The 19235-nt window shown below is 34.3% G+C and carries 15 protein-coding genes; 7 read left to right on the top strand and 8 right to left on the bottom strand.

Going from position 1 to position 19235, the window contains the following annotated elements:
* Window positions 1-3: 3 nt before the first annotated feature.
* The 3 genes from AC1EUU_RS09110 to AC1EUU_RS09100 all read left to right on the top strand — a co-directional run bounded on the left by AC1EUU_RS09110 (window position 4) and on the right by AC1EUU_RS09100 (window position 7515).
* Window positions 4-558 carry a hypothetical protein gene (locus tag AC1EUU_RS09110; RefSeq protein WP_480201104.1) on the top strand — a complete coding sequence of 185 codons (555 nt, stop codon included), beginning with the start codon at window positions 4-6 and terminating at the stop codon, window positions 556-558.
* An 85-nt stretch (window positions 559-643) separates the two neighbouring features.
* Window positions 644-1237 carry a hypothetical protein gene (locus tag AC1EUU_RS09105; RefSeq protein WP_480201103.1) on the top strand — a complete coding sequence of 198 codons (594 nt, stop codon included), beginning with the start codon at window positions 644-646 and terminating at the stop codon, window positions 1235-1237.
* Between the two features lie 341 nt (window positions 1238-1578).
* The gene (locus AC1EUU_RS09100; protein ID WP_480201102.1) at window positions 1579-7515 is read left to right on the top strand and encodes an endonuclease; all 5937 of its coding nucleotides are present in this window, start codon (window positions 1579-1581) and stop codon (window positions 7513-7515) included.
* Between the two features lie 84 nt (window positions 7516-7599).
* Here the strand turns inward: AC1EUU_RS09100 and murI are convergent, their stop codons facing one another.
* The 8 genes from murI to AC1EUU_RS09060 all read right to left on the bottom strand — a co-directional run bounded on the left by murI (window position 7600) and on the right by AC1EUU_RS09060 (window position 15788).
* Window positions 7600-8391, bottom strand: a complete 792-nt coding sequence (gene murI, locus AC1EUU_RS09095; RefSeq protein WP_480201101.1) for a glutamate racemase — start codon at window positions 8389-8391, stop codon at window positions 7600-7602.
* A 61-nt stretch (window positions 8392-8452) separates the two neighbouring features.
* Window positions 8453-8962: an OmpH/Skp family outer membrane protein gene (locus AC1EUU_RS09090; RefSeq protein ID WP_480201100.1), complete on the bottom strand. Its 510-nt coding sequence runs from the start codon at window positions 8960-8962 to the stop codon at window positions 8453-8455.
* Window positions 8963-8986: 24 nt separating this feature from the next.
* Window positions 8987-10039: an OmpH/Skp family outer membrane protein gene (locus tag AC1EUU_RS09085; protein WP_480201099.1), complete on the bottom strand. Its 1053-nt coding sequence runs from the start codon at window positions 10037-10039 to the stop codon at window positions 8987-8989.
* Between the two features lie 69 nt (window positions 10040-10108).
* Window positions 10109-12703, bottom strand: coding sequence for an outer membrane protein assembly factor BamA (bamA, locus tag AC1EUU_RS09080; RefSeq protein WP_480201098.1), 2595 nt, complete (start codon window positions 12701-12703; stop codon window positions 10109-10111).
* Window positions 12696-13448 (bottom strand): isoprenyl transferase, encoded by a 753-nt coding sequence (locus AC1EUU_RS09075; protein ID WP_480201097.1) that lies wholly within the window; start codon window positions 13446-13448, stop codon window positions 12696-12698. Before AC1EUU_RS09075 ends, bamA begins: the two co-directional genes overlap by 8 nt.
* Before the next feature lie 3 nt (window positions 13449-13451).
* Window positions 13452-14123: a type IX secretion system protein PorG gene (gene porG / locus AC1EUU_RS09070; RefSeq protein ID WP_480201096.1), complete on the bottom strand. Its 672-nt coding sequence runs from the start codon at window positions 14121-14123 to the stop codon at window positions 13452-13454.
* Window positions 14124-14252: 129 nt separating this feature from the next.
* Window positions 14253-15125: an NAD kinase gene (locus AC1EUU_RS09065; protein WP_480201095.1), complete on the bottom strand. Its 873-nt coding sequence runs from the start codon at window positions 15123-15125 to the stop codon at window positions 14253-14255.
* Window positions 15126-15128: 3 nt separating this feature from the next.
* Window positions 15129-15788: a CBS domain-containing protein gene (locus AC1EUU_RS09060; protein ID WP_480201094.1), complete on the bottom strand. Its 660-nt coding sequence runs from the start codon at window positions 15786-15788 to the stop codon at window positions 15129-15131.
* A 77-nt stretch (window positions 15789-15865) separates the two neighbouring features.
* On the opposite strand from AC1EUU_RS09060, the gene AC1EUU_RS09055 reads away from it, so the two are divergent.
* From AC1EUU_RS09055 to tig, 4 genes are all read left to right on the top strand, one after another.
* Window positions 15866-16582 (top strand): pyridoxine 5'-phosphate synthase, encoded by a 717-nt coding sequence (locus tag AC1EUU_RS09055; RefSeq protein ID WP_480201093.1) that lies wholly within the window; start codon window positions 15866-15868, stop codon window positions 16580-16582.
* Between the two features lie 9 nt (window positions 16583-16591).
* Window positions 16592-17359 (top strand): alpha/beta fold hydrolase, encoded by a 768-nt coding sequence (locus AC1EUU_RS09050; RefSeq protein ID WP_480201092.1) that lies wholly within the window; start codon window positions 16592-16594, stop codon window positions 17357-17359.
* 50 nt (window positions 17360-17409) lie between these two features.
* A complete protein-coding gene (locus AC1EUU_RS09045; RefSeq protein WP_480201091.1) occupies window positions 17410-17760 on the top strand; it encodes a phage holin family protein in 351 nt (116 codons plus the stop codon).
* An 87-nt stretch (window positions 17761-17847) separates the two neighbouring features.
* Window positions 17848-19173, top strand: a complete 1326-nt coding sequence (gene tig, locus AC1EUU_RS09040; protein WP_480201090.1) for a trigger factor — start codon at window positions 17848-17850, stop codon at window positions 19171-19173.
* Window positions 19174-19235: the final 62 nt, after the last annotated feature.

Here is a 19235-nt window from a genome sequence, read left to right as displayed (position 1 = left end):
GTAATGAAGGATATTAATGTTAGTTTAAAAATTATAGCACCGCCTATCTTATGCGCTATGGTAATAATAGCAACCAAAATGGGTTTGGATTATTACCCCTTATCATTTGGATTAATAATTGGACTTGTAAATTGGAATAATCATAGATTTACTTCATACCTTGGGGTATTACTAAGCCTAGTTATTTCTTATGTTATTTTTATTATTTCTTTTGCGGGAACTGGGATGTTAGCAGAAATATTAAAACCCTTATTAGGAGAAGATAAATCAAGTATTGTTTCTTTTGTATTAATACCATTTATGGTAGCTCCTATGTTGATTTTTATATTATATAGGTTTATTTTTAATTATAAGATAAAAACGAAATTTAGTAACATTGTACTTGTTTCTTCTATAAGTTTATTAGTAATAATATTTTTTTATAACTATGAATATTCACAGCTTGGTAGAGACTTTCCTGAATTCAACACTTTTTTGAACCCATATACACTTTGGCAAGTAGTTGTGGCATTATCACTTCAATTACTTATTTATCAAAAAGAAGTAATAAAAAGTTAAGAACTTATGTTGTAAAACTGCTTCTGTAAATCAGAGGCATTTTTTAATATTAGTAATGTCAATTTTCCAATTAGAACTTAAAAAGATGAAAGGTATATTAGGTTTTGTTTGTTCTATTCTATTTATTTCTTGTGCTGTAGGACAAAAGAAATATCAAGAAAATAGTACAATTATTATAAATCAAATTATCAATAAGATATCGAAAAATAAAGATTCAATATATGTAATTGATTGGCCTTCAATAAATGATTTAAAGGATTCTATTGCTTATGTAAACTATTTAGATAATCAAATTTTAGAAATAGAAAATGATTCCCTTAGTTTTGATCAATTTAAAATAGATGTATCTGAACTTAATATAGATTATAAAAATGAGAGATCGTACTTTATAAAACAATTGAAAAGATTAGATACTATTAATAAAGAACAAATTAATTCTAAAAAGGTTCGATTTTTTCCTTTTGGTACCAACCCTGAGTCTATTTCTTATGATAAGAACTATCTAGCTACTAACTATTTTTTTGATTTAAAAAAACCAATTTTCACTAGGGATGGGATGAATGCTTTACTTTTTTTAAAAGATAAAGATTCTTTTAAATCAATAATTCATTTCAAAAAAATAAATGGTGAATGGAAAGCCCAGTTAGAGTATTTATTCGGTACAATAACTATAGATTAGACTTCATTAAAGTGAATACTATTTTTTCACTTAGTTTTTGATAGGGTAACTTTTTTAAAGTGCTTTTACCTCAATTCTGTAACCATTTTTACTTAAAACCTTTCCAATAGCTTTCTCATCAATATTATACTCTTTATTATCCTCATTCATTTGTTGTACTTCAAATATTCAGTTTTTTACAGACGAGTAGCCTTTAAAGTTAGATAAGTTGTCAATTTAAAAATTGCAAAAACCTGCTTGAACGCACGATTTAATCACTAACTAGAGTGTTAATAAGTTGATTTTGTGATTTCTATATATTATCAGTATTTTTATCATAACTAATTCAATTTACAAAAGCTATGAAACAAGGCTATCTTAAAAAGCGCCCATTGTTATGGGTTGCTCTAACTTTTCTTTCAATTTTAACGTATGCTCAAGTACCAACTTATTATAATGGTACAGATATTACAGCTACAGGAACTCAACTAAAGGACAACTTATCGGTATTAATTATCAATACGCAGACTACAAATCTAAGCTATACTCCAGGGGTATGGGATGCATTAAAGCAAACAGATCTAGATCCTGCAAATCCCGATAATGTGTTTTTAATATATGGTTATGACGATGCAGATGCCGATATTACCAATGATAGAACTAGAGATAAAGATATGAATGGAGGTAATGTTGGCGATTGGAATCGAGAACATACATATCCACGGTCTTTAGGGAATCCAAATCTTGGCAGTACCGGCCCGGGTTCTGATGCACATCATTTACGGGCATCTGATGTAACATTTAATAGTACAAGGAGTAATTTTCCATATGCCGATGCAGATGGAGTCGCTCGCGTTATTAACGGAAATACATTTTATCCCGGCGATGAATGGAAGGGTGATGTCGCCCGCATGATGATGTATATGTATTTGCGATATGGAAACCAGTGTTTACCTACCGTAGTTGGCGTGGGCCCTACAACCTTTAGTGCCGAAATACCAGATATATTTTTAGAATGGAATGCCGAAGATCCTGTTTCACAATACGAAATTAATAGAAATGCACTTCTAGAAGGCATTCAAGGAAATAGAAACCCTTTTATTGATAATCCAGCCTTTGCCACTTCTATCTGGGGTGGTCCTCAAGCTGAAGATAGGTTTGATGGAACCACAGTAGATGATGAAGCGCCAACAGCGCCAACAAATTTAGTGGCTTCTAATATCACGCAAACAGAAACTACACTTACTTGGGATGCGTCAACCGATAATATTGGCGTAATTGCTTATCAAATTTTTGATGGGGCTACGTTAGTAAGTGCTACCACTTCAACAACTTATATGGTCACCGGATTAACTCCGAATACTTCATACACATTTACGGTTAGAGCATTAGATGCAGCGGGTAATAATTCATCAGATAGTAATATCGCAAATGTTACTACACTAGAAGACGTAACACCACCGGTAGCAGATAATGCTTTAGTAATTACAGGGGTTTTTGATGGTCCTTTAACGGGCGGTGTTCCAAAAGGGGTTGAATTATATGTAAAAGAAGATATAGCCGATTTAAGTGTTTATGGCTTAGGCTCTGCGAATAATGGTGGTGGAACAGATGGAGAAGAATTTACTTTTCCTGCAGATGCAGCTACGGCAGGAAGTTTTATTTATGTAGCTTCAGAAGCAACGGGCTTCACTTCATTTTTCGGATTTGCTCCTAATTATACTTCTGGAGCAATGGCTATAAATGGTGATGATGCTATAGAGTTATTCCAGGGAGGATCGGTTGTAGATGTTTTTGGAGATATCAATGTAGATGGAAGCGGACAGCCATGGGATTATGTAGATGCTTGGGCCTATAGAAATGAGAATACAGGCCCAGATGGTAATACCTTTGTAATAGGTTCATGGAATTTTAGTGGAATCAATGTTTTTGATGGTCAGACCACCAATGCGAGTTCACCTACACCATTTCCGTTGGGTAGCTATACCGTTGTAGGTCCGGCAGAGGTTGTAATTAATGAAGTAGATGCTGATCAAACGGGAACCGATGCTACGGAGTTTATAGAGCTTTATGATGGTGGTGTTGGAAATACTTCATTAGATGGATTGGTAGTTGTATTATTCAATGGAAGTAGTGATACAAGTTATGATGCGATCGATCTAGATGGGCAAAGTACCAATGCAGAAGGATATTTTGTAATAGGTAGTTCAGGAGTTCCGAATGTTGATTTGGTTGAGTTCACCACCAATGGTATTCAGAATGGAGCAGATGCAGTTGCATTATATCAAGATGATGCTACGAGTTTTCCATCGGGCACACCAGTAACAACGACAAACTTATTAGATGCTTTAGTTTATGATACGAATGATGGAGATGATGCAGGCTTATTGGTATTGTTAAATGCAGGAGAGGCACAGGTTAATGAAGGAGGAGCAGGAGATAAAGATGTACATTCAAATCAAAGGATACCAAACGGATCAGGAGGATTAAGAAATACAAGTACTTATAATCAATTAGCACCTACACCCGGGGCAGAAAATGTTGGCGGTGTGGTAGATAACGAGGCACCTTCAACTCCTTTAAATGTAATCGCTTCTAACATTACAGATACAGAAGTAACATTAACTTGGGATGCATCAACTGATAATGTAGCCGTTACAGAATATCAAATTTTTGACGGAGCTACATTAATGGGATCTACTGCCGACCTTACAATTACGTTAACGGGGCTTACGCCAAGTACAGATTATTCGTTTACAGTTGTTGCTTTAGATGCTGCAAATAATGCTTCAGATGCAAGTGCAGCGGTACCGGTAACAACACTCGATGCAAGCGGAGGCGCAAGTGCTTTAGTAATTACAGGAGTTTTCGATGGTCCTTTAACAGGTGGTGTTCCAAAAGGGGTTGAATTATATGTAAAAGAAGATATAGCCGATTTAAGTGTTTATGGTTTAGGTTCTGCGAATAATGGTGGTGGAACAGATGGAGAAGAATTTACTTTTCCTGCAGATGCAGCTACGGCAGGAAGTTTTATTTATGTAGCTTCAGAAGCAACGGGCTTCACTTCATTTTTCGGATTTGCTCCTAATTATACTTCTGGAGCAATGGCTATAAATGGTGATGATGCTATAGAGTTATTCCAGGGAGGGTCGGTTGTAGATGTTTTTGGAGATATCAATGTAGATGGAAGCGGACAGCCATGGGATTATGTAGATGCTTGGGCCTATAGAAATGAGAATACAGGTCCAGATGGTAATACCTTTGTAATAGGTTCATGGAGTTTTAGTGGAATCAATGTTTTTGATGGTCAGACCACCAATGCAAGTTCACCTACACCATTTCCAATAGGTAGTTATACAGTTGCTGGTCCTGCAGAGGTTGTAATTAATGAAGTAGATGCTGATCAAACGGGAACCGATGCTACGGAGTTTATAGAGCTTTATGATGGTGGTGTTGGAAATACTTCATTAGATGGATTGGTAGTTGTATTATTCAATGGAAGTAGTGATACAAGTTATGATGCGATCGATCTAGATGGGCAAAGTACCAATGCAGAAGGATATTTTGTAATAGGTAGTTCAGGAGTTCCGAATGTTGATTTGGTAGAATTCACTACCAATGGTATTCAAAATGGAGCAGACGCAGTGGCACTGTATCAAGATGATGCTACGATTTTTCCATCGGGCACACCAGTAACAACGACAAACTTATTAGATGCTTTAGTTTATGATACGAATGATGGAGATGATGCAGGCTTATTGGTATTGTTAAATGCAGGAGAGGCACAGGTTAATGAAGGAGGAGCAGGAGACAAAGATGTACATTCAAATCAAAGGATTCCAAATGGATCAGGAGGATTAAGAAATACAAGTACTTATAGTCAATTAATACCTTCGCCCGGAACAGAAAATGGAGCAGTGATTCCTCCACCGGCGCCTATTTCAATATTAGAGGCTCGTAATACGGTAGATGGCGAAATTGTAACAGTAAGTGGAGTGCTTACAGTAGCCGACCAATTTTCTGGATCGGCATATATTCAAGACAGCACAGGTGGTATCGCAATTTTTGATGAATTAGTGCATGGCGATGGTAATTTTATGATTGGAGATTCAATTACGGTATCTGGTACACGAAGTTCTTTTAATGATCAAATTCAAATAAGTCCGGTAACGGTAGTAGAAAATAATGGATTACCGAATCAAACCATAGAACCAATAACAATAACATTGAGCGAATTGGCCAACCACCCGGCCGAATTAGTTCGCATTGTTAGCCCTAGTTTTCCAAATCCTGGAGATATCTTATTTGGAAACGCTAATTATGTATTAACAGATGGTAGCGGTACAGGCCAATTACGTATTGATAATGATGTTGCCGAAATCGTTGGATTGGGTCAACCGGATAGCTGTGGAGAAATAATTGGTGTTGTAGGTAGATTTTTTGAAACATATCAATTATTACCAAGACAAGGATCTGATATGTCTTGCGCCGGTCCATATGTACCTCCAATGCCTCCAATTACTGTTCCTCAAGACAAAACGCTTGATATTGTTACATGGAATATTGAATGGTTCGGTGACGAAACAAACTCACCGGCAGCTGGAGATCCAATGTCTGATGCGATTCAAAAAGATAGCGTTAAATCTGTAATTAATCGTTTAAATGCTGATATATATACAGTACAAGAAATTGCTGATGATGCATTATTCGCACAATTGGTTAGCGAATTACCGGGGTATGATTATGTACTTTCACCGGCAGTATCAAGGCCAAATGACCCTGGAGTAAAACAAAAAGTAGGGTTTATCTATAATACAGCTACTGTAAATGTTACAAGTACAAAAGTATTATTAGAATCGATTCATCCATTGTATAATGGAGGTGATGATACTGCTTTAGTGAATTACCCAAGCACTACAGATCGCTTCTTTGCGAGTGGCCGTTTACCATTTTTAATGACCGCCGATATAACTGTTAATGGAGAGACGGAGCCTTATAATATTGTTGCACTACATGCAAGAGCAAATCTTAGCTCAGATCCTCAACTTAGATATGACATGCGAAAATACGATGTTGAGGTCTTAAAAGATAGTTTAGATGTTCAATATTCAAGTTCTAATATTATTCTATTAGGAGATTATAACGACGATGTAGACGTAACTGTTGCTGATGTTGCAACTACCGTAACCTCGTATGATGATTACGTGATGGATATGACGAACTATAATATTGTATCTAAGGCTTTAAGTGATGCAGGATTCCGTTCTTTTGTCTCAAGAGAAAACATGATTGATCATATTGCAATTTCTAATGAATTAAATGATAATTATATAGAAGAAACGGTGCGCGTGCATTATGAATATTATGATAACGATTTCACGAGAACAACTTCTGATCATTTTCCTGTTTCAGCGCGCTTTCAGTTAAAAGAATTACAATTAGCGAGCTCATCATTCACCAATGTAACATGTAATGGTGGTTTAGATGGAACTGCATCGATTACCGTATCAGGAGGGATAACACCATATACGTACGAATGGAGCGACGGTCAAACAACCGCTACCGCATCTGATTTAGCAGCAGGTACTTATAGTGTAATTGTAATGGATGCTTTAGGGAATGGAGTAACAGAGGTGTTTACCATTGATGAACCAACAGAAATCCTTATAACAACTTCTGGTGATGCAACGGTTTACGACGGGTATCAGAATGAAGCTTGTGCCACAATCTCGATAGAAGCTGTTGAAGGAGGTACAGCTCCTTATTCTTACGAATGGAGTACGGGTGATACATCAGAATCATTAGAAGTATGCCCAGAAGAAACAACAACCTACACGGTTACCGTAACTGATGCAAACGGCTGTTCTGTATCTAAAGATATTGTAATTGAGGTAATAGACGTTAGTTGTGGTAATAACCCTTATAGACCTAAAGTAAAAGTTTGTCATAATGGTCGTACCATCTGTATTCCGCAATGGGCTGTTAAGTGGCATTTACGTCACGGTGACGTATTAGGGTCTTGTGAAGATACCGATCAAGTTTTTATTTCTAATTTAAGAGCTTATCCTAATCCGTTTAGAAAAAATTTGAATATAAAACTAACGACTAACAATGATGCCGATGTTGACATTGCTCTTTATAGTTTTTACGGGAGTAAAGTATTTGAATCTCAAGAACAGCTGGTGGAAGGAGAGTCCATATTAAATTATAATCTTGAAAATTTACATAACGGTGTTTATTATTTAAAGGTATTTGTAAATGGAAATCTTAAAAAGGTTAGAGTAGTTGTGAAAATATAGTGTTCTATATAATAATTAATGAATAAAGAGCACCTCAATTTGAGGTGCTCTTTTAGTTTTATCAGAATTGAAAATAAAAGTAACTTAGAAATCGAATAATTGACGAATCACATTTTGTTTACTGTTATTAGAAAATCTTTTCAATACCTGTATGTCTAGATTAGTATATAGGTTATGGCAAATGTTTTTTGAATTGTGCCTATTTAATAAATTATGCATTTCTAAAACAACTTTTGTTTGCTTAGCAACCGCTAATCCTGAATCAATAATGGTTACATTATTGCCAATAATTTTTCTTATCTGCGGTATTAAAAAAGGGTAATGGCTGCAACCTAAAACCAAATAATCTATACGGGCATCTAACATGGGTTGCAAGTATTTCTTTAAGAGTTGTTGCATTTCAAGGCTGTTTAATTTTCCTTGTTCTATCAATGGAACAAGGCCCTCACCAATTCGCTCTACAACCTTTACATTTGATGCAAATTTATCGGCTGTTTGGTTAAACAATTCGCTAGATAAGGTTCCTTTGGTGGCTAAAATACCTACAGCATTGGTTTTAGTTTGTAGTGCAGCAGGTTTTATTGCAGGTTCAATACCTATAAAGGGAATATCATAATTGGCTCTTAGGTAAGAAATAGCGTTTGTAGTTGCTGTATTACAAGCTACAACGATAATCTTACAATCTTTATTCAAGAGTAACTCCGTGTTCTTTATGGAGAGCTCAATGATGCTTTCTTTTGGTTTTTGGCCGTAAGGAGCGTTTTTACTATCGGCTAAATAAATTGTATTTTCATTAGGCATAAGTTTAGTGATCTCTTTCCAAATAGTGATGCCTCCTACACCAGAATCAAATACGCCAATAGGTTGATTACTCATAAAAGCAAAAATAAAAAATCCCGCTACATGGGCGGGATTTTTATTATGTATAATTTTTATCTTATTTTATACCTAATTTAGCTTTTACAGCTGCCATTAAATCTTCACCATCATAAACAATTAATCCTTTACCAGGAGAAGAATCCATAACATATTGAATGCCTTTTTCTTTTGCTACTTGAGAAATAGCATTTTGTGCTTTTTCAGCGATAGGCTTATATAGATCAAACTCCTTCTTTTGTAACTCTTGCTGAGCGGTTTGAGCATATACTTGAATTTTCTTCTGTAAATCTTGAACTTCTTTAGCTCTTTTAGCATTCTCAGTATCAGTCTGTGTAGCTGCTTCTGCATCATACTTTTGTAATTTTGCTTGTAAAGCGCTTCCTTGTGACTTGTATTCAGTATCGTATGTCTGTGCAATTTTCTTCAATTCTTCTTGCATTTGTTTAGTTTCTGGCATTGCAGCAACTAAAGCTTCAGTATTAATATGTGCTATTTTAGACTGTGCGCTTACTGCATTAAATCCTAAAAATAATACACTTGCTAATAATAGTAATTTAATCGATTTCATGTGTGTAAAGTAAATTTATTAATATTAATTTTCGTTGTTGTTTTCTTCGTTTTCTGTTTCTTTTTGCTTCTTGCGTTTCTCTAATTCTTCCAAACGTTTTTTACGTTTCTCTTCGCGTGCCTTAATTATTTCTTGTCTTCTTTTTTCTTTTGCCTCTTTAGCTAATCTTGCTCTTTCTAATAATGCAGCACGTTTGGCAGCTTTTGCACTATCAATTTTTCTTAAAGCAACAGTGTCTTTAACTCTTTTTGGTGTAGTAACCACTTCTTTGGTTTGTGTAGTGTCACTACTTTTACTTGTTGTATTAGTACCTTTTATTTTAGCTTCACGTTCTTTTCTACGACGTTCAATTTCTTCCAATCGTTTTTTTCTACGTTCATCTGCGGCTTTTTTAAGTGCCTCTCGCTTCTTAGCTTTTTCTTCATTTTGGGCTTTTATACGAGCCTCAAGTGCATCACGCTTTGTTTGCTTTTCATCTGCCTTACTCTGTGTTTCCTCTTGGGCATCGGTAGCATCTTGTAAACGTTCTTTTTTCTTTTCTTCTAAAGCTTTAGCCTTTCTGCCTTTTACGATACGATTTAAAACCTGATCACTAACATCAAACTTTTTATTTGTATAAAGCATAATGAGATCACTAGATTTGTCTAAAATAATATCATACTTTCTTCGCACGGCAATTTCTTGTACGGCATTATAAATCTGATCTTGTACCGGTTTTACCAATTGCTTTCTCAGTAAATATAAATCACCTGTTGGGCCAAAATACGATGCTTGTAAATTTTTGAGATCTAATTCTTTAATCTCAATATCTTCTTCACGCTCTTCAATTAAATCAGTCGTTAGCAATGCCTTTTCATTGCCAAGATCGGTTTTCATTATTTCAATTTCGCGCTTTAGGTCATCAAGCTTTTTTTGCCACCCTTGTACTCTTAAGTTTAGTCTAGCTTGTGCATCTGCATACTCAGGAACATTTTCTAAAATATATTCCATGTCAATATATGCAATTCGTTGAGGTTTTTGCCCCCAAGAACTAATGCTTACAGTAAATGCTAGTATGATTAAAAAAGTACGTATCATAGTGCAATGAGTATTTAGAAAAAACCGTGCCAAAATGCTGATTGTCTGCAAATGTACTAATTTAATTAGTTAGAATTGTTGCCCAATTATAAAATGCGTTTGCCATCCTGATTTCACACCAGGCTGCCCTACAGTATCATCAAATCCATGACCAAAATCAATACCCAGTAAACCAAAGGCAGGCATAAATATACGTACACCTACTCCGGCAGATCTTTTTAACTTAAATGGTTCGAAGTTGCTAAAACTATCAAAAGAGTTACCGCCTTCAAGGAAACCTAGTGCATAAATAGACGCTGAAGGTTTAAGAGTTAGTGGATACCTTAACTCCAAGGTGAATTTATTATATACCGAGGCCCCCACTACATTTCCTCTTTCATCAAGAGGAGTTAAACTTGCATTTGGATACCCTCTTAATCCAATGGTTTGTCTACCATCAAACTGTCCTTGACCAAGCCCATCACCACCTAAGTAGAATCGCTCAAAAGGAGAAATACCTTTGTCTTGATTATAAGCACCTAAAAATCCAAATTCAGCACTAGAAAGTAATACTAATTGATTTCCAGGGCTTCCGGCGATAGCATTGTACCATTTACCTGAAAAATTAAATTTATAAAACTCTAGTAGCTCTACTTTTTCTATATCTTCGATTGTTGGATCGCTATAGTCTTTACCTGTAAAAAGTGAATATGGAGGCGTTAATTTAAGTCCCAAATTAAAGGAAGAACCTCCAGTAGGGAAAATTGGGTTTGGTCCAGCCGAATTTCTTCCAAAATTTATAGCTAATGATAAGTTATTTGAAATACCATTATCATCTCCTAAAGCTGTTAAAAAGAAATTTTTAATATCGTAACGCTGGTAACTTAATACTGTTGAAAGTGTGAAAAAATCATCTGGCCATTTAAGTCTTTGACTCAACCCAATAGTTGCACCTAAAATATTCAATTTTCGATTTCTATCTACATCTCTTGTAGCCGGGTTAAAGCTAAATTGGCTTGAATTAAATATAGAAAATGAAAATGATCTAGGCTTTTTACCACCTAACCAAGGCTCTGTAAATGATAAACTATACGTACTTGAGAAACGACTTGCCTGTGCACGTAATGATACACTTTGTCCATCACCTCTTGGTACAGGTTTGTACTCACTTCCTTTAAATATATTTTTAATAGAGAAGTTGTTGAATGATAAACCTAGTGTTCCAACAAATGAACCACCACCAAAACCTCCTTGGAGCTCGATCTGGCTTGATCCTTTTTCTGCAATACTATATTCAATATCTACTGTTTTGTCTGTGTAGTTAGGTCTTACATCTGGAACAATATTCTCAGCATCTATATATGGTAATTGCCCTAATTCACGAATTGTACGTATAATATTTTCTCTACTAAATAATTGCCCAGGTCTTGTTCTAATCTCACGATACAATACATGATCATTAGTTACTTCATTACCTACTAAACCAATATTTCTAATAGTTGCAGGATCATCTTCTCTAATTCTAATTTCTATATCGATCGTGTCGTTTTCTACTTTCGTTTCAACCGGAACTACTTGACTGAAAAGATATCCATTGTTAAGATATGTATTTGTAATATCTTGAGAATCTGGAGTACCATCACCTTTTACCCGCTCATTTAAAAGTTTGCCATTATAAATATCACCTTTTTCCAGACCTAAAAATGCCGTTAGTTGCTCATCTGAATAAACTGAATTTCCGAGGAAGCGGATATCACCAAAATAATAACGACTACCTTCATTTAAGAAAATATCTAAGTTAATGGTGTTATCTGCATTCCAAGAGATGGAATCTTTTAAAACTTGGGCGTCACGATATCCTTTTTCGCGATATTTCTCAACCATACGCTCTAAATCTTCGGTATACTTATCTTCAATATACTTAGAAGGTGTGAAAAGATGCAGAACATTTTTTTGCTTAGTCTTTTTTAGTAATCGTTTTAAACGCTTGGTTTTAAACGCTTCATTTCCATGAAAACGTAAGTTTTTGATTTTAATCTTATTTCCTTTATCAACTAGTACCAACGCTTTTTCAGCATTGTTATCGGTGGTGTCAATTTTAGTGGTTATAGTAGCTTTAGCTTTTAAATAACCTTTATCAACATATTTTTTTTCTATATAGTTCTTGGTAGTAGTTAATAGGTTTTCGGTAATTCGAGCTCCTTTTTTAAATTCTGTTTCTTTTTGTAAGTCTGATGCCTTGTTCTTTTTAATGCCCCTCCATTCAACGGTACTTAATTTAGAAAGTTCCTTTACTTCAAATTCTAAATAAATAGTTTCTCCATCTACCTTAGTAACATAAAGATCTACATTGCTAAAAAGTTTAGAGTTCCATAATTTTTTAATGGCAGACGTTAGTTTGTCTCCAGGTATTTTAATGGGCTGACCAACTTGTAATTCAGAAAATATAGTAATTGATTGGTCACTAAATTGTTGATTACCTATTACCGAAACCCCACCCAGAACATAAGTTTTAGTGGTTTTAAATAAGTCACGGCTTAAAGGGATTTCCTTTTTGGGGATGGTGTCTGTGGCTACGCTGGCAACTGAATCTTTTTGTACAGTTATATTGTTAGTTTCGGTTTCTTGGGCTTGCGCTTTAAAAATAAAGCCGAAAAGTAATAGACAGATTTTAAGTTTATTCATTATCCTTTTCTAATTGTTCACTAGTTTTTCCGAAGCGTCGCTCTCTTTGCTGATAATCTAAAATGGCTTCAAAAAAATGTTCTTTTCTAAAATCGGGCCAAAGTACTTCAGTAAAGTACAATTCAGCATAAGCAATTTGCCATAAAAGGAAATTGCTTATACGCTGTTCGCCACTAGTACGTATCAAAAAATCAACGTCGGGCAAAGTAAATGTATATAAATGATTATTTATAATTTTTTCATCAATTTCTTCAACTGAAAGTTGCTTATTAACAACTTTTTTAGAAATTTTTTTAATGGTATTAACAATTTCCTCCCTCGAGCCGTAGCTTAGAGCAAGATTTAAAACCATATGACTGTTATTATCGGTTGTTTGGATGACCTCGGTTAGCTCTTTTTGAGCTTTTTTAGGAAGATTTTCAATATTACCGATACATTGAAGTTTAATATTATTCTTTTGCAGTGTCTTTAATTCATTTTTTAATGAACTCACTAAGAGGCTCATTAAGGTATCTACTTCTATTTTAGGTCGATTCCAATTTTCTGTAGAAAAAGCATAAAGTGTTAGTGCTTGAATACCTAACTCAGCCGCAGATTCAACAACCTCTCTAACTGCTTTTACACCATTTTTATGGCCAAAAACTCGAGCCATGCCTTTTTTCTTGGCCCAGCGACCATTACCATCCATAATTACGGCAACATGTTTGGGAACTCTAAGGGGATCTATTTGAGTTTTTAATGTCATAAGTTAAAAAATGCCTTTATAGCAGCCAGGCCTTCCGAAACCATAGGTAATTGTAAAACCGGTAAATACATACCAATCGTCACTATCTGTGTTACCAACACCGATATTACCTACTGACACCTCATCGATATCATCTTTAAAGGTATATCTAAAACTGGATTCGATTGACATCGCAAGATTTTCGACAATACGCATTTTATAGCCCAAACCTAAAGATGGCATTACAGCAAACTTTCTTTTACTATAAAAATCTCCAGGATTTTTCTCATATACCACTGCATAATTTGCAACGGAAGCTTGCGCGATGATATAAGGAGTTTGAGTAAAACCTGTTTGATTCATACTATATTTTAAGAAGTTGAATTCTATCCCACCAGAAGCTTCAAGTATATTATTCTTAACACTTAGGCCTCTTTGAACCCTAAAATCTGAATCAGATTTAGAATCTTTAGCGTTTATCTGGGTATAAATAAAGGTACCTCTAAAGTTTATGTGAGGCGTAAAATTAAACTTAGCAATGCCACCAACCGCCGGAAAATTAGGGTTAATATAGTTAGTAGGGCCTATATCACCAATATAATTACTACCACCGGCAAATAAACCAATTTCATACAATTGAGCTGTCGCAGTACTGGTAATCAGTACAAAGATGTAAATAAAAAATGTTTTTTTCATTTTAAAAAAAGGGTTTGCAAATATAAATAAATCTATTTGTTTGGGTAGTTTTCAGAAAGGTCTTTTTTGATTAACAGTTTTTACGATAAAATATTGTTGTAAAGCTGCTTAACTTATTAATTTTTTAAACTAATTGCGTTTGTCTTCTCCCCATAGTAGCTTTTCTCTTAAGGTCTTTAAAAAAGTTTGATTCTGTAGCTGAATAGTTTTAATGGTAAAAGGTGCTTTTTCTACAGTGATCTCAGTATCATTATCTATGGTGAATATTCTGGAGTCTAAAGAGATTAATGCCTGCTTCTCTCGGCTACTTACTTTTAACTTTATGAGCGTATCATCGGGTATAACTAAAGGTCGAGCGCTAAGATTGTGAGGAGCTATTGGTGTTAAAACTAAACTTTTAGCTTGAGGCATAATTACAGGTCCGTCGCAACTTAATGAATACCCTGTAGAGCCTGTAGGTGTTGCAATTATGAGTCCATCAGCCCAATATGAAGTTAAATATTCATCATTCAAATGAGTTTCTATTGTAATCATTGAAGTAGTATTCTTTCTGGCAACAGTTACTTCGTTCAAAGCAAAGTTTATATCAGTTATTCCGTTAGTTTCAGTAGAAGTTTTTACAGTAAGTAATGAGCGCTCTTTAAGCTCATAATGACCATTTAAAAAAGCTTCTATTGATGATTTAATTTGATTCTTTTGTATAGTGGCTAAGAATCCTAACCTACCGGTATTAATACCTAGAATAGGAATGTTTAGATCTCTAATAAAAGTTACCGCTCGTAGAAAAGTACCATCACCTCCAACAGTTAACATAAGGTCAAAAGAAGTGTCGAGATCCTCATAATGAGAGTAGGTCTTATAGCTTTTTTTCGAATCAATTAGCTCGCAAAATTGTTCTTCAATATAAAAGCTAATGTTTCGCTCTTTAAGAACATCAAGTAGTGTTGTTACATATTCTACTGCTTCACTTTTATAATATTGACCATAAATAGCTACTTTCATTACTTAAATATTAAGGTATTTTTGAAGGTAATCTGAGCGCTCTTTAAGACTCTTAAGGTATTCATCCTCATAAATTCCTGTTAAAATGGTATACTCATAGCGCCTGAATGACTGTATGGTGTTGTTAAGGTCAGAATCATTTAATTTAATTGTGATCTCAGCAATTTCTTCATCAATTTTCGAAACAAATGCTCCTAATAATTTGCCATTATTTGATTCTATAATTTGTGCGATTTCACTAAAGGAATAATCCCGTACTTGTTTTGAAACAACTAAAATAGCACCCGGTTCATTTAAAAAAGGAGTATGATTAAATAGGTTGAGTATGTCAGATAATTCAAAATAACCCATATATTGCTTGTCTTTACTTAAAGCCGGTATGATGGTTGTTTCATTAACTGCAAATTCTTTTAATAACTCAAACCAATTAGCATTTTCATCAGCGAAAAAAGTACTTAAAAGATATCGAATATCATTAATTTTTCGATCAATCTCATCTAGTGTACTTACATCTGCTTCAGAGATACATCCTAGATAAATAGCATTTTCTACTATGGGTATGTGCGTAAAAGTCAGCCTATTGAATAACTCTTGAGCATCCTTAATAGTATTGTTCAGAGACAATGCTTTTACATCTTTCGCTATGTAATCTGATGTTTGCATAATAAGTTGCAAAATAGTTAAAATACAAATACAAATACACTAATTTTGCTCCCTTAAGTTGCTAAAGAAATTTATTGATGACGAAATTAAGTGTTAATATAAATAAAATTGCTACGCTTAGAAATTCGCGCGGAGGAACTACACCTAACCTTGTAAGAGCGGCAATTGATATACAAGAATTTGGAGGAGAAGGGATTACTGTGCATCCACGTCCAGATGAACGCCATATTAAATATCAAGATGTTTACGATCTAAAACCCGTAGTGGTAACTGAGTTCAATATTGAAGGAAACCCCATAAAGAAATTTGTAGATTTAGTTCTTGAAAACAAACCAACTCAGGTTACTTTAGTACCAGATGCTGTTGATGCAATTACTTCAAATGCAGGTTGGGATACGGTTGCGAATCAAAGTTTTTTATCTGAAGTAATTACCGAATTTAAGAATAATGGCATTAGAACTTCCATTTTCATGGAAAATATTCCGGCTTTTATTGAAGGAGCGGCTAAAGTGGGCGCAGATAGAATTGAGTTATATACCGAAGAATATGCAACACAATATGGATTGGGTAATAAAGATGCTATTAAGCCATATGTTGAGTCGGCCAAATTAGCATCTGAACTTGGGTTAGGAATTAATGCTGGACATGATTTAAGCTTGGATAATATTCAGTTTTTTGCAGAGAGCATACCTAACTTATTGGAAGTTTCAATAGGTCATGCGCTTATATCAGAATCATTGTATTTAGGTTTGCAGAACGTGGTAAGTATGTATTTGCATAAGCTCAAGAAATAGAAATAAGAAATGGAAGTTTTACATTCACAAATTGTAGGAGAAGGAACACCTTTATTAATTCTCCATGGCTTTTTAGGAATGAGTGATAATTGGAGAACGCTAGGCAATAAATTTGCTGATAACTATGAAGTTCATCTAATTGATCAACGCAATCATGGTCGAAGTTTTCATTCTGATGAGTTTAGTTACGAAGTTCTTGTAGATGACCTTCTAAATTATATGAATTATCATCAATTAGAAAAGGTACATTTACTTGGGCATTCTATGGGTGGTAAAACCGCTATGTTTTTTGCAGTCTCATATCCAGAAAGAATTGATAAACTATTGGTGGCCGATATCGGACCTCGCTATTATTCTGCACATCACCATGATATACTAGATGGTTTAAATGCAGTTGATTTTTCAAAGGTTTCGTCAAGAAAAGAAATAGAAGGGTTATTAAGCGATTATGTAACAGAATTTGGAGTTCGGCAGTTTTTATTAAAAAATGTTTATCGAATTTCAAAAGATGAATTCAGCTATCGATTCAATTTAGAAGCACTTACTTCTAATTATGATGAAATAGGGATTGCACTAGCACCATTGACACGTTTTGAAGGGGAAACATTGTTTTTAAGAGGTGAAAATTCTGGTTATATTGATGATAATGATCGTAGCTTAATTGAGGCACATTTTCCTAACTCAAAAATTATAACTGTCAAAAATGCAGGACATTGGCTTCATGCAGAAAATCCAATTGATTTTTATGATGAAGTTGTCAGCTTTTTAGCCAAATAACTATTTCGGCACATTTATAGCTATAGTTTTTCAAACTATAAGTTATTATTATGAAATTAATTTTGAAAATGCTACTAACCGCCGTTGCTGTACTGGTTTTAGCACAACTATTACCCGGCGTCCATGTTAGTGGCTATACGTCTGCAATTATAGTGGCAATAGTCTTAGGTCTATTACGGGTATTTGTAAAACCTATATTAGTTCTGTTTACCTTACCAATAACCATTTTATCATTAGGTTTATTCTTATTTGTTATAAATGCACTAATAATTCTTTTAGCCGATAAATTGGTTGATGGTTTCATTGTAGATGGATTTTGGTATGCCTTACTTTTTAGTTTATTACTGTCATTCTTCCAATCAATTTTGTATTCACTATTAAAGGATAAAAAACGAAAGTAGAAACAATAAAAAATTGGAATAATTTTATTAATTTTGCGCCCGCAAATTTGGTAGTAATCAAGATATTATAAAAGAAATACGTAAAAGATGAATATTACAAAAGAAAAGATTGATGATTTAAATGCAGTGGTAAAAATTAACATTACCGAAGCTGATTATAAAGACAAGGTAACCGAAATTTTACAAGATTATCGTAAAAAGGCTAATATTCCAGGCTTTAGAAAAGGTCATGTGCCTATGAGCCTTGTGAAAAAGCAATATGGTAAGCCAGTTATGATTGATGAAGTAAATAAACTATTGCAAGAATCGTTAAGCAAATTCTTGGTTGAAGAAAAATTAGATATTTTGGGTAATCCATTACCTAAAGCACAATCTGACGATTTCTCTTGGGATGCTGATGCTTTTTCTTTTGAATTCGAATTAGGTTTAGCACCTGATTTTAATGTTGATTTACAGCCTAAAAAAGCCATAACTCATTATAAAATTACTGCAGATGATAAAATGATCAATGATCAAATGCAAAATATCCAGGAGCGTTATGGTAAAATGATTACGCAAACCGAAGTTGCAGATAATTCTAATGTAACAGGAACTTTTGAAAACGAAGAAAAAGAAATCAATAAAAAAGCCACCTTTAAGTTAGATAAGATCAAAGGGAAAACGAATTTAAAGAAGTTTACTGGTGCCAAAGTAGGTGACGTTCTAGAGTTAAAAACAAAAGGATTATTTACCGATGATCACCTACTTCAAAATCATTTAGGAGTGTCTCATGATGATGCGCATGAGTTGAATGTAGTTGTAAAATTCACTGTTGAAGAGATTACAGAGACAGAACCAGCAGAATTAAATCAAGAATTATTTGATAAATTATTTGGGAAGGATGCTGTAAAAAATGAAAAAGAATTTAAAGCGCGTTTAAAAGAAGATGCCGAAAAGCAATTCGAACAGCAATCTGATCAACAACTGTTAAATGCAGTAACAGAGAGCTTAATAGAAAACACCAAATTTGAACTTCCTGCTGAATTTTTACAAAAATGGTTAGCAGTTGGTGGTGAGAAACAATTAAGTCCAGAAGAGGCTACAGAAGAGTATAACCGTTCTGAAAAAGGATTGCGTTATCAGCTAATTGAAGGGAAGATTGCTAAAGACAATAATTTACAAGTAACATTTGATGAGTTAAAAGAGTTTGCAAAGGGCTTTATTAAGTCGCAAATGGCACAATTTGGTAATGCGAACCCTGAAGAAAAAGAATTAGAAGAAATAGCTGGCAGAATATTAAGCAATCAAGATGAGGTAAAACGCTTGTCTGAGCAATTAATGAGCCAAAAGTTGTTAAACTTTTACAAAGAAAATGTGAAGCTAAAAGTTAAAGAAGTTTCTTTTGATGATTTTGTAAAAGAAGTATATAAATAAATACTTGTAATGCTGAACTAGACCCAGCATTTCATTATAAAAAGCTAAAACCCGGAAATTAT

The sequence above is a fragment of the Maritimimonas sp. 2205BS37-2 genome, from assembly GCF_056591755.1.
The sequence above is the reverse complement of the archived record's forward strand: the minus strand, read 5'-3'. Positions and strand labels throughout refer to the sequence as shown.

What these genes read in the sequence shown, in the direction of transcription:
- AC1EUU_RS09110 (WP_480201104.1), top strand. Translation starts at nt 4, where the DNA reads ATGAAGGATATTAATGTTAGTTTAAAAATTATAGCACCGCCTATCTTA.
- AC1EUU_RS09105 (WP_480201103.1), top strand. Translation starts at nt 644, where the DNA reads ATGAAAGGTATATTAGGTTTTGTTTGTTCTATTCTATTTATTTCTTGT.
- AC1EUU_RS09100 (WP_480201102.1), top strand. Translation starts at nt 1,579, where the DNA reads ATGAAACAAGGCTATCTTAAAAAGCGCCCATTGTTATGGGTTGCTCTA.
- murI (WP_480201101.1), bottom strand. Translation starts at nt 8,391, where the DNA reads ATGAGTAATCAACCTATTGGCGTATTTGATTCTGGTGTAGGAGGCATC.
- AC1EUU_RS09090 (WP_480201100.1), bottom strand. Translation starts at nt 8,962, where the DNA reads ATGAAATCGATTAAATTACTATTATTAGCAAGTGTATTATTTTTAGGA.
- AC1EUU_RS09085 (WP_480201099.1), bottom strand. Translation starts at nt 10,039, where the DNA reads ATGATACGTACTTTTTTAATCATACTAGCATTTACTGTAAGCATTAGT.
- bamA (WP_480201098.1), bottom strand. Translation starts at nt 12,703, where the DNA reads ATGAATAAACTTAAAATCTGTCTATTACTTTTCGGCTTTATTTTTAAA.
- AC1EUU_RS09075 (WP_480201097.1), bottom strand. Translation starts at nt 13,448, where the DNA reads ATGACATTAAAAACTCAAATAGATCCCCTTAGAGTTCCCAAACATGTT.
- porG (WP_480201096.1), bottom strand. Translation starts at nt 14,123, where the DNA reads ATGAAAAAAACATTTTTTATTTACATCTTTGTACTGATTACCAGTACT.
- AC1EUU_RS09065 (WP_480201095.1), bottom strand. Translation starts at nt 15,125, where the DNA reads ATGAAAGTAGCTATTTATGGTCAATATTATAAAAGTGAAGCAGTAGAA.
- AC1EUU_RS09060 (WP_480201094.1), bottom strand. Translation starts at nt 15,788, where the DNA reads ATGCAAACATCAGATTACATAGCGAAAGATGTAAAAGCATTGTCTCTG.
- AC1EUU_RS09055 (WP_480201093.1), top strand. Translation starts at nt 15,866, where the DNA reads ATGACGAAATTAAGTGTTAATATAAATAAAATTGCTACGCTTAGAAAT.
- AC1EUU_RS09050 (WP_480201092.1), top strand. Translation starts at nt 16,592, where the DNA reads ATGGAAGTTTTACATTCACAAATTGTAGGAGAAGGAACACCTTTATTA.
- AC1EUU_RS09045 (WP_480201091.1), top strand. Translation starts at nt 17,410, where the DNA reads ATGAAATTAATTTTGAAAATGCTACTAACCGCCGTTGCTGTACTGGTT.
- tig (WP_480201090.1), top strand. Translation starts at nt 17,848, where the DNA reads ATGAATATTACAAAAGAAAAGATTGATGATTTAAATGCAGTGGTAAAA.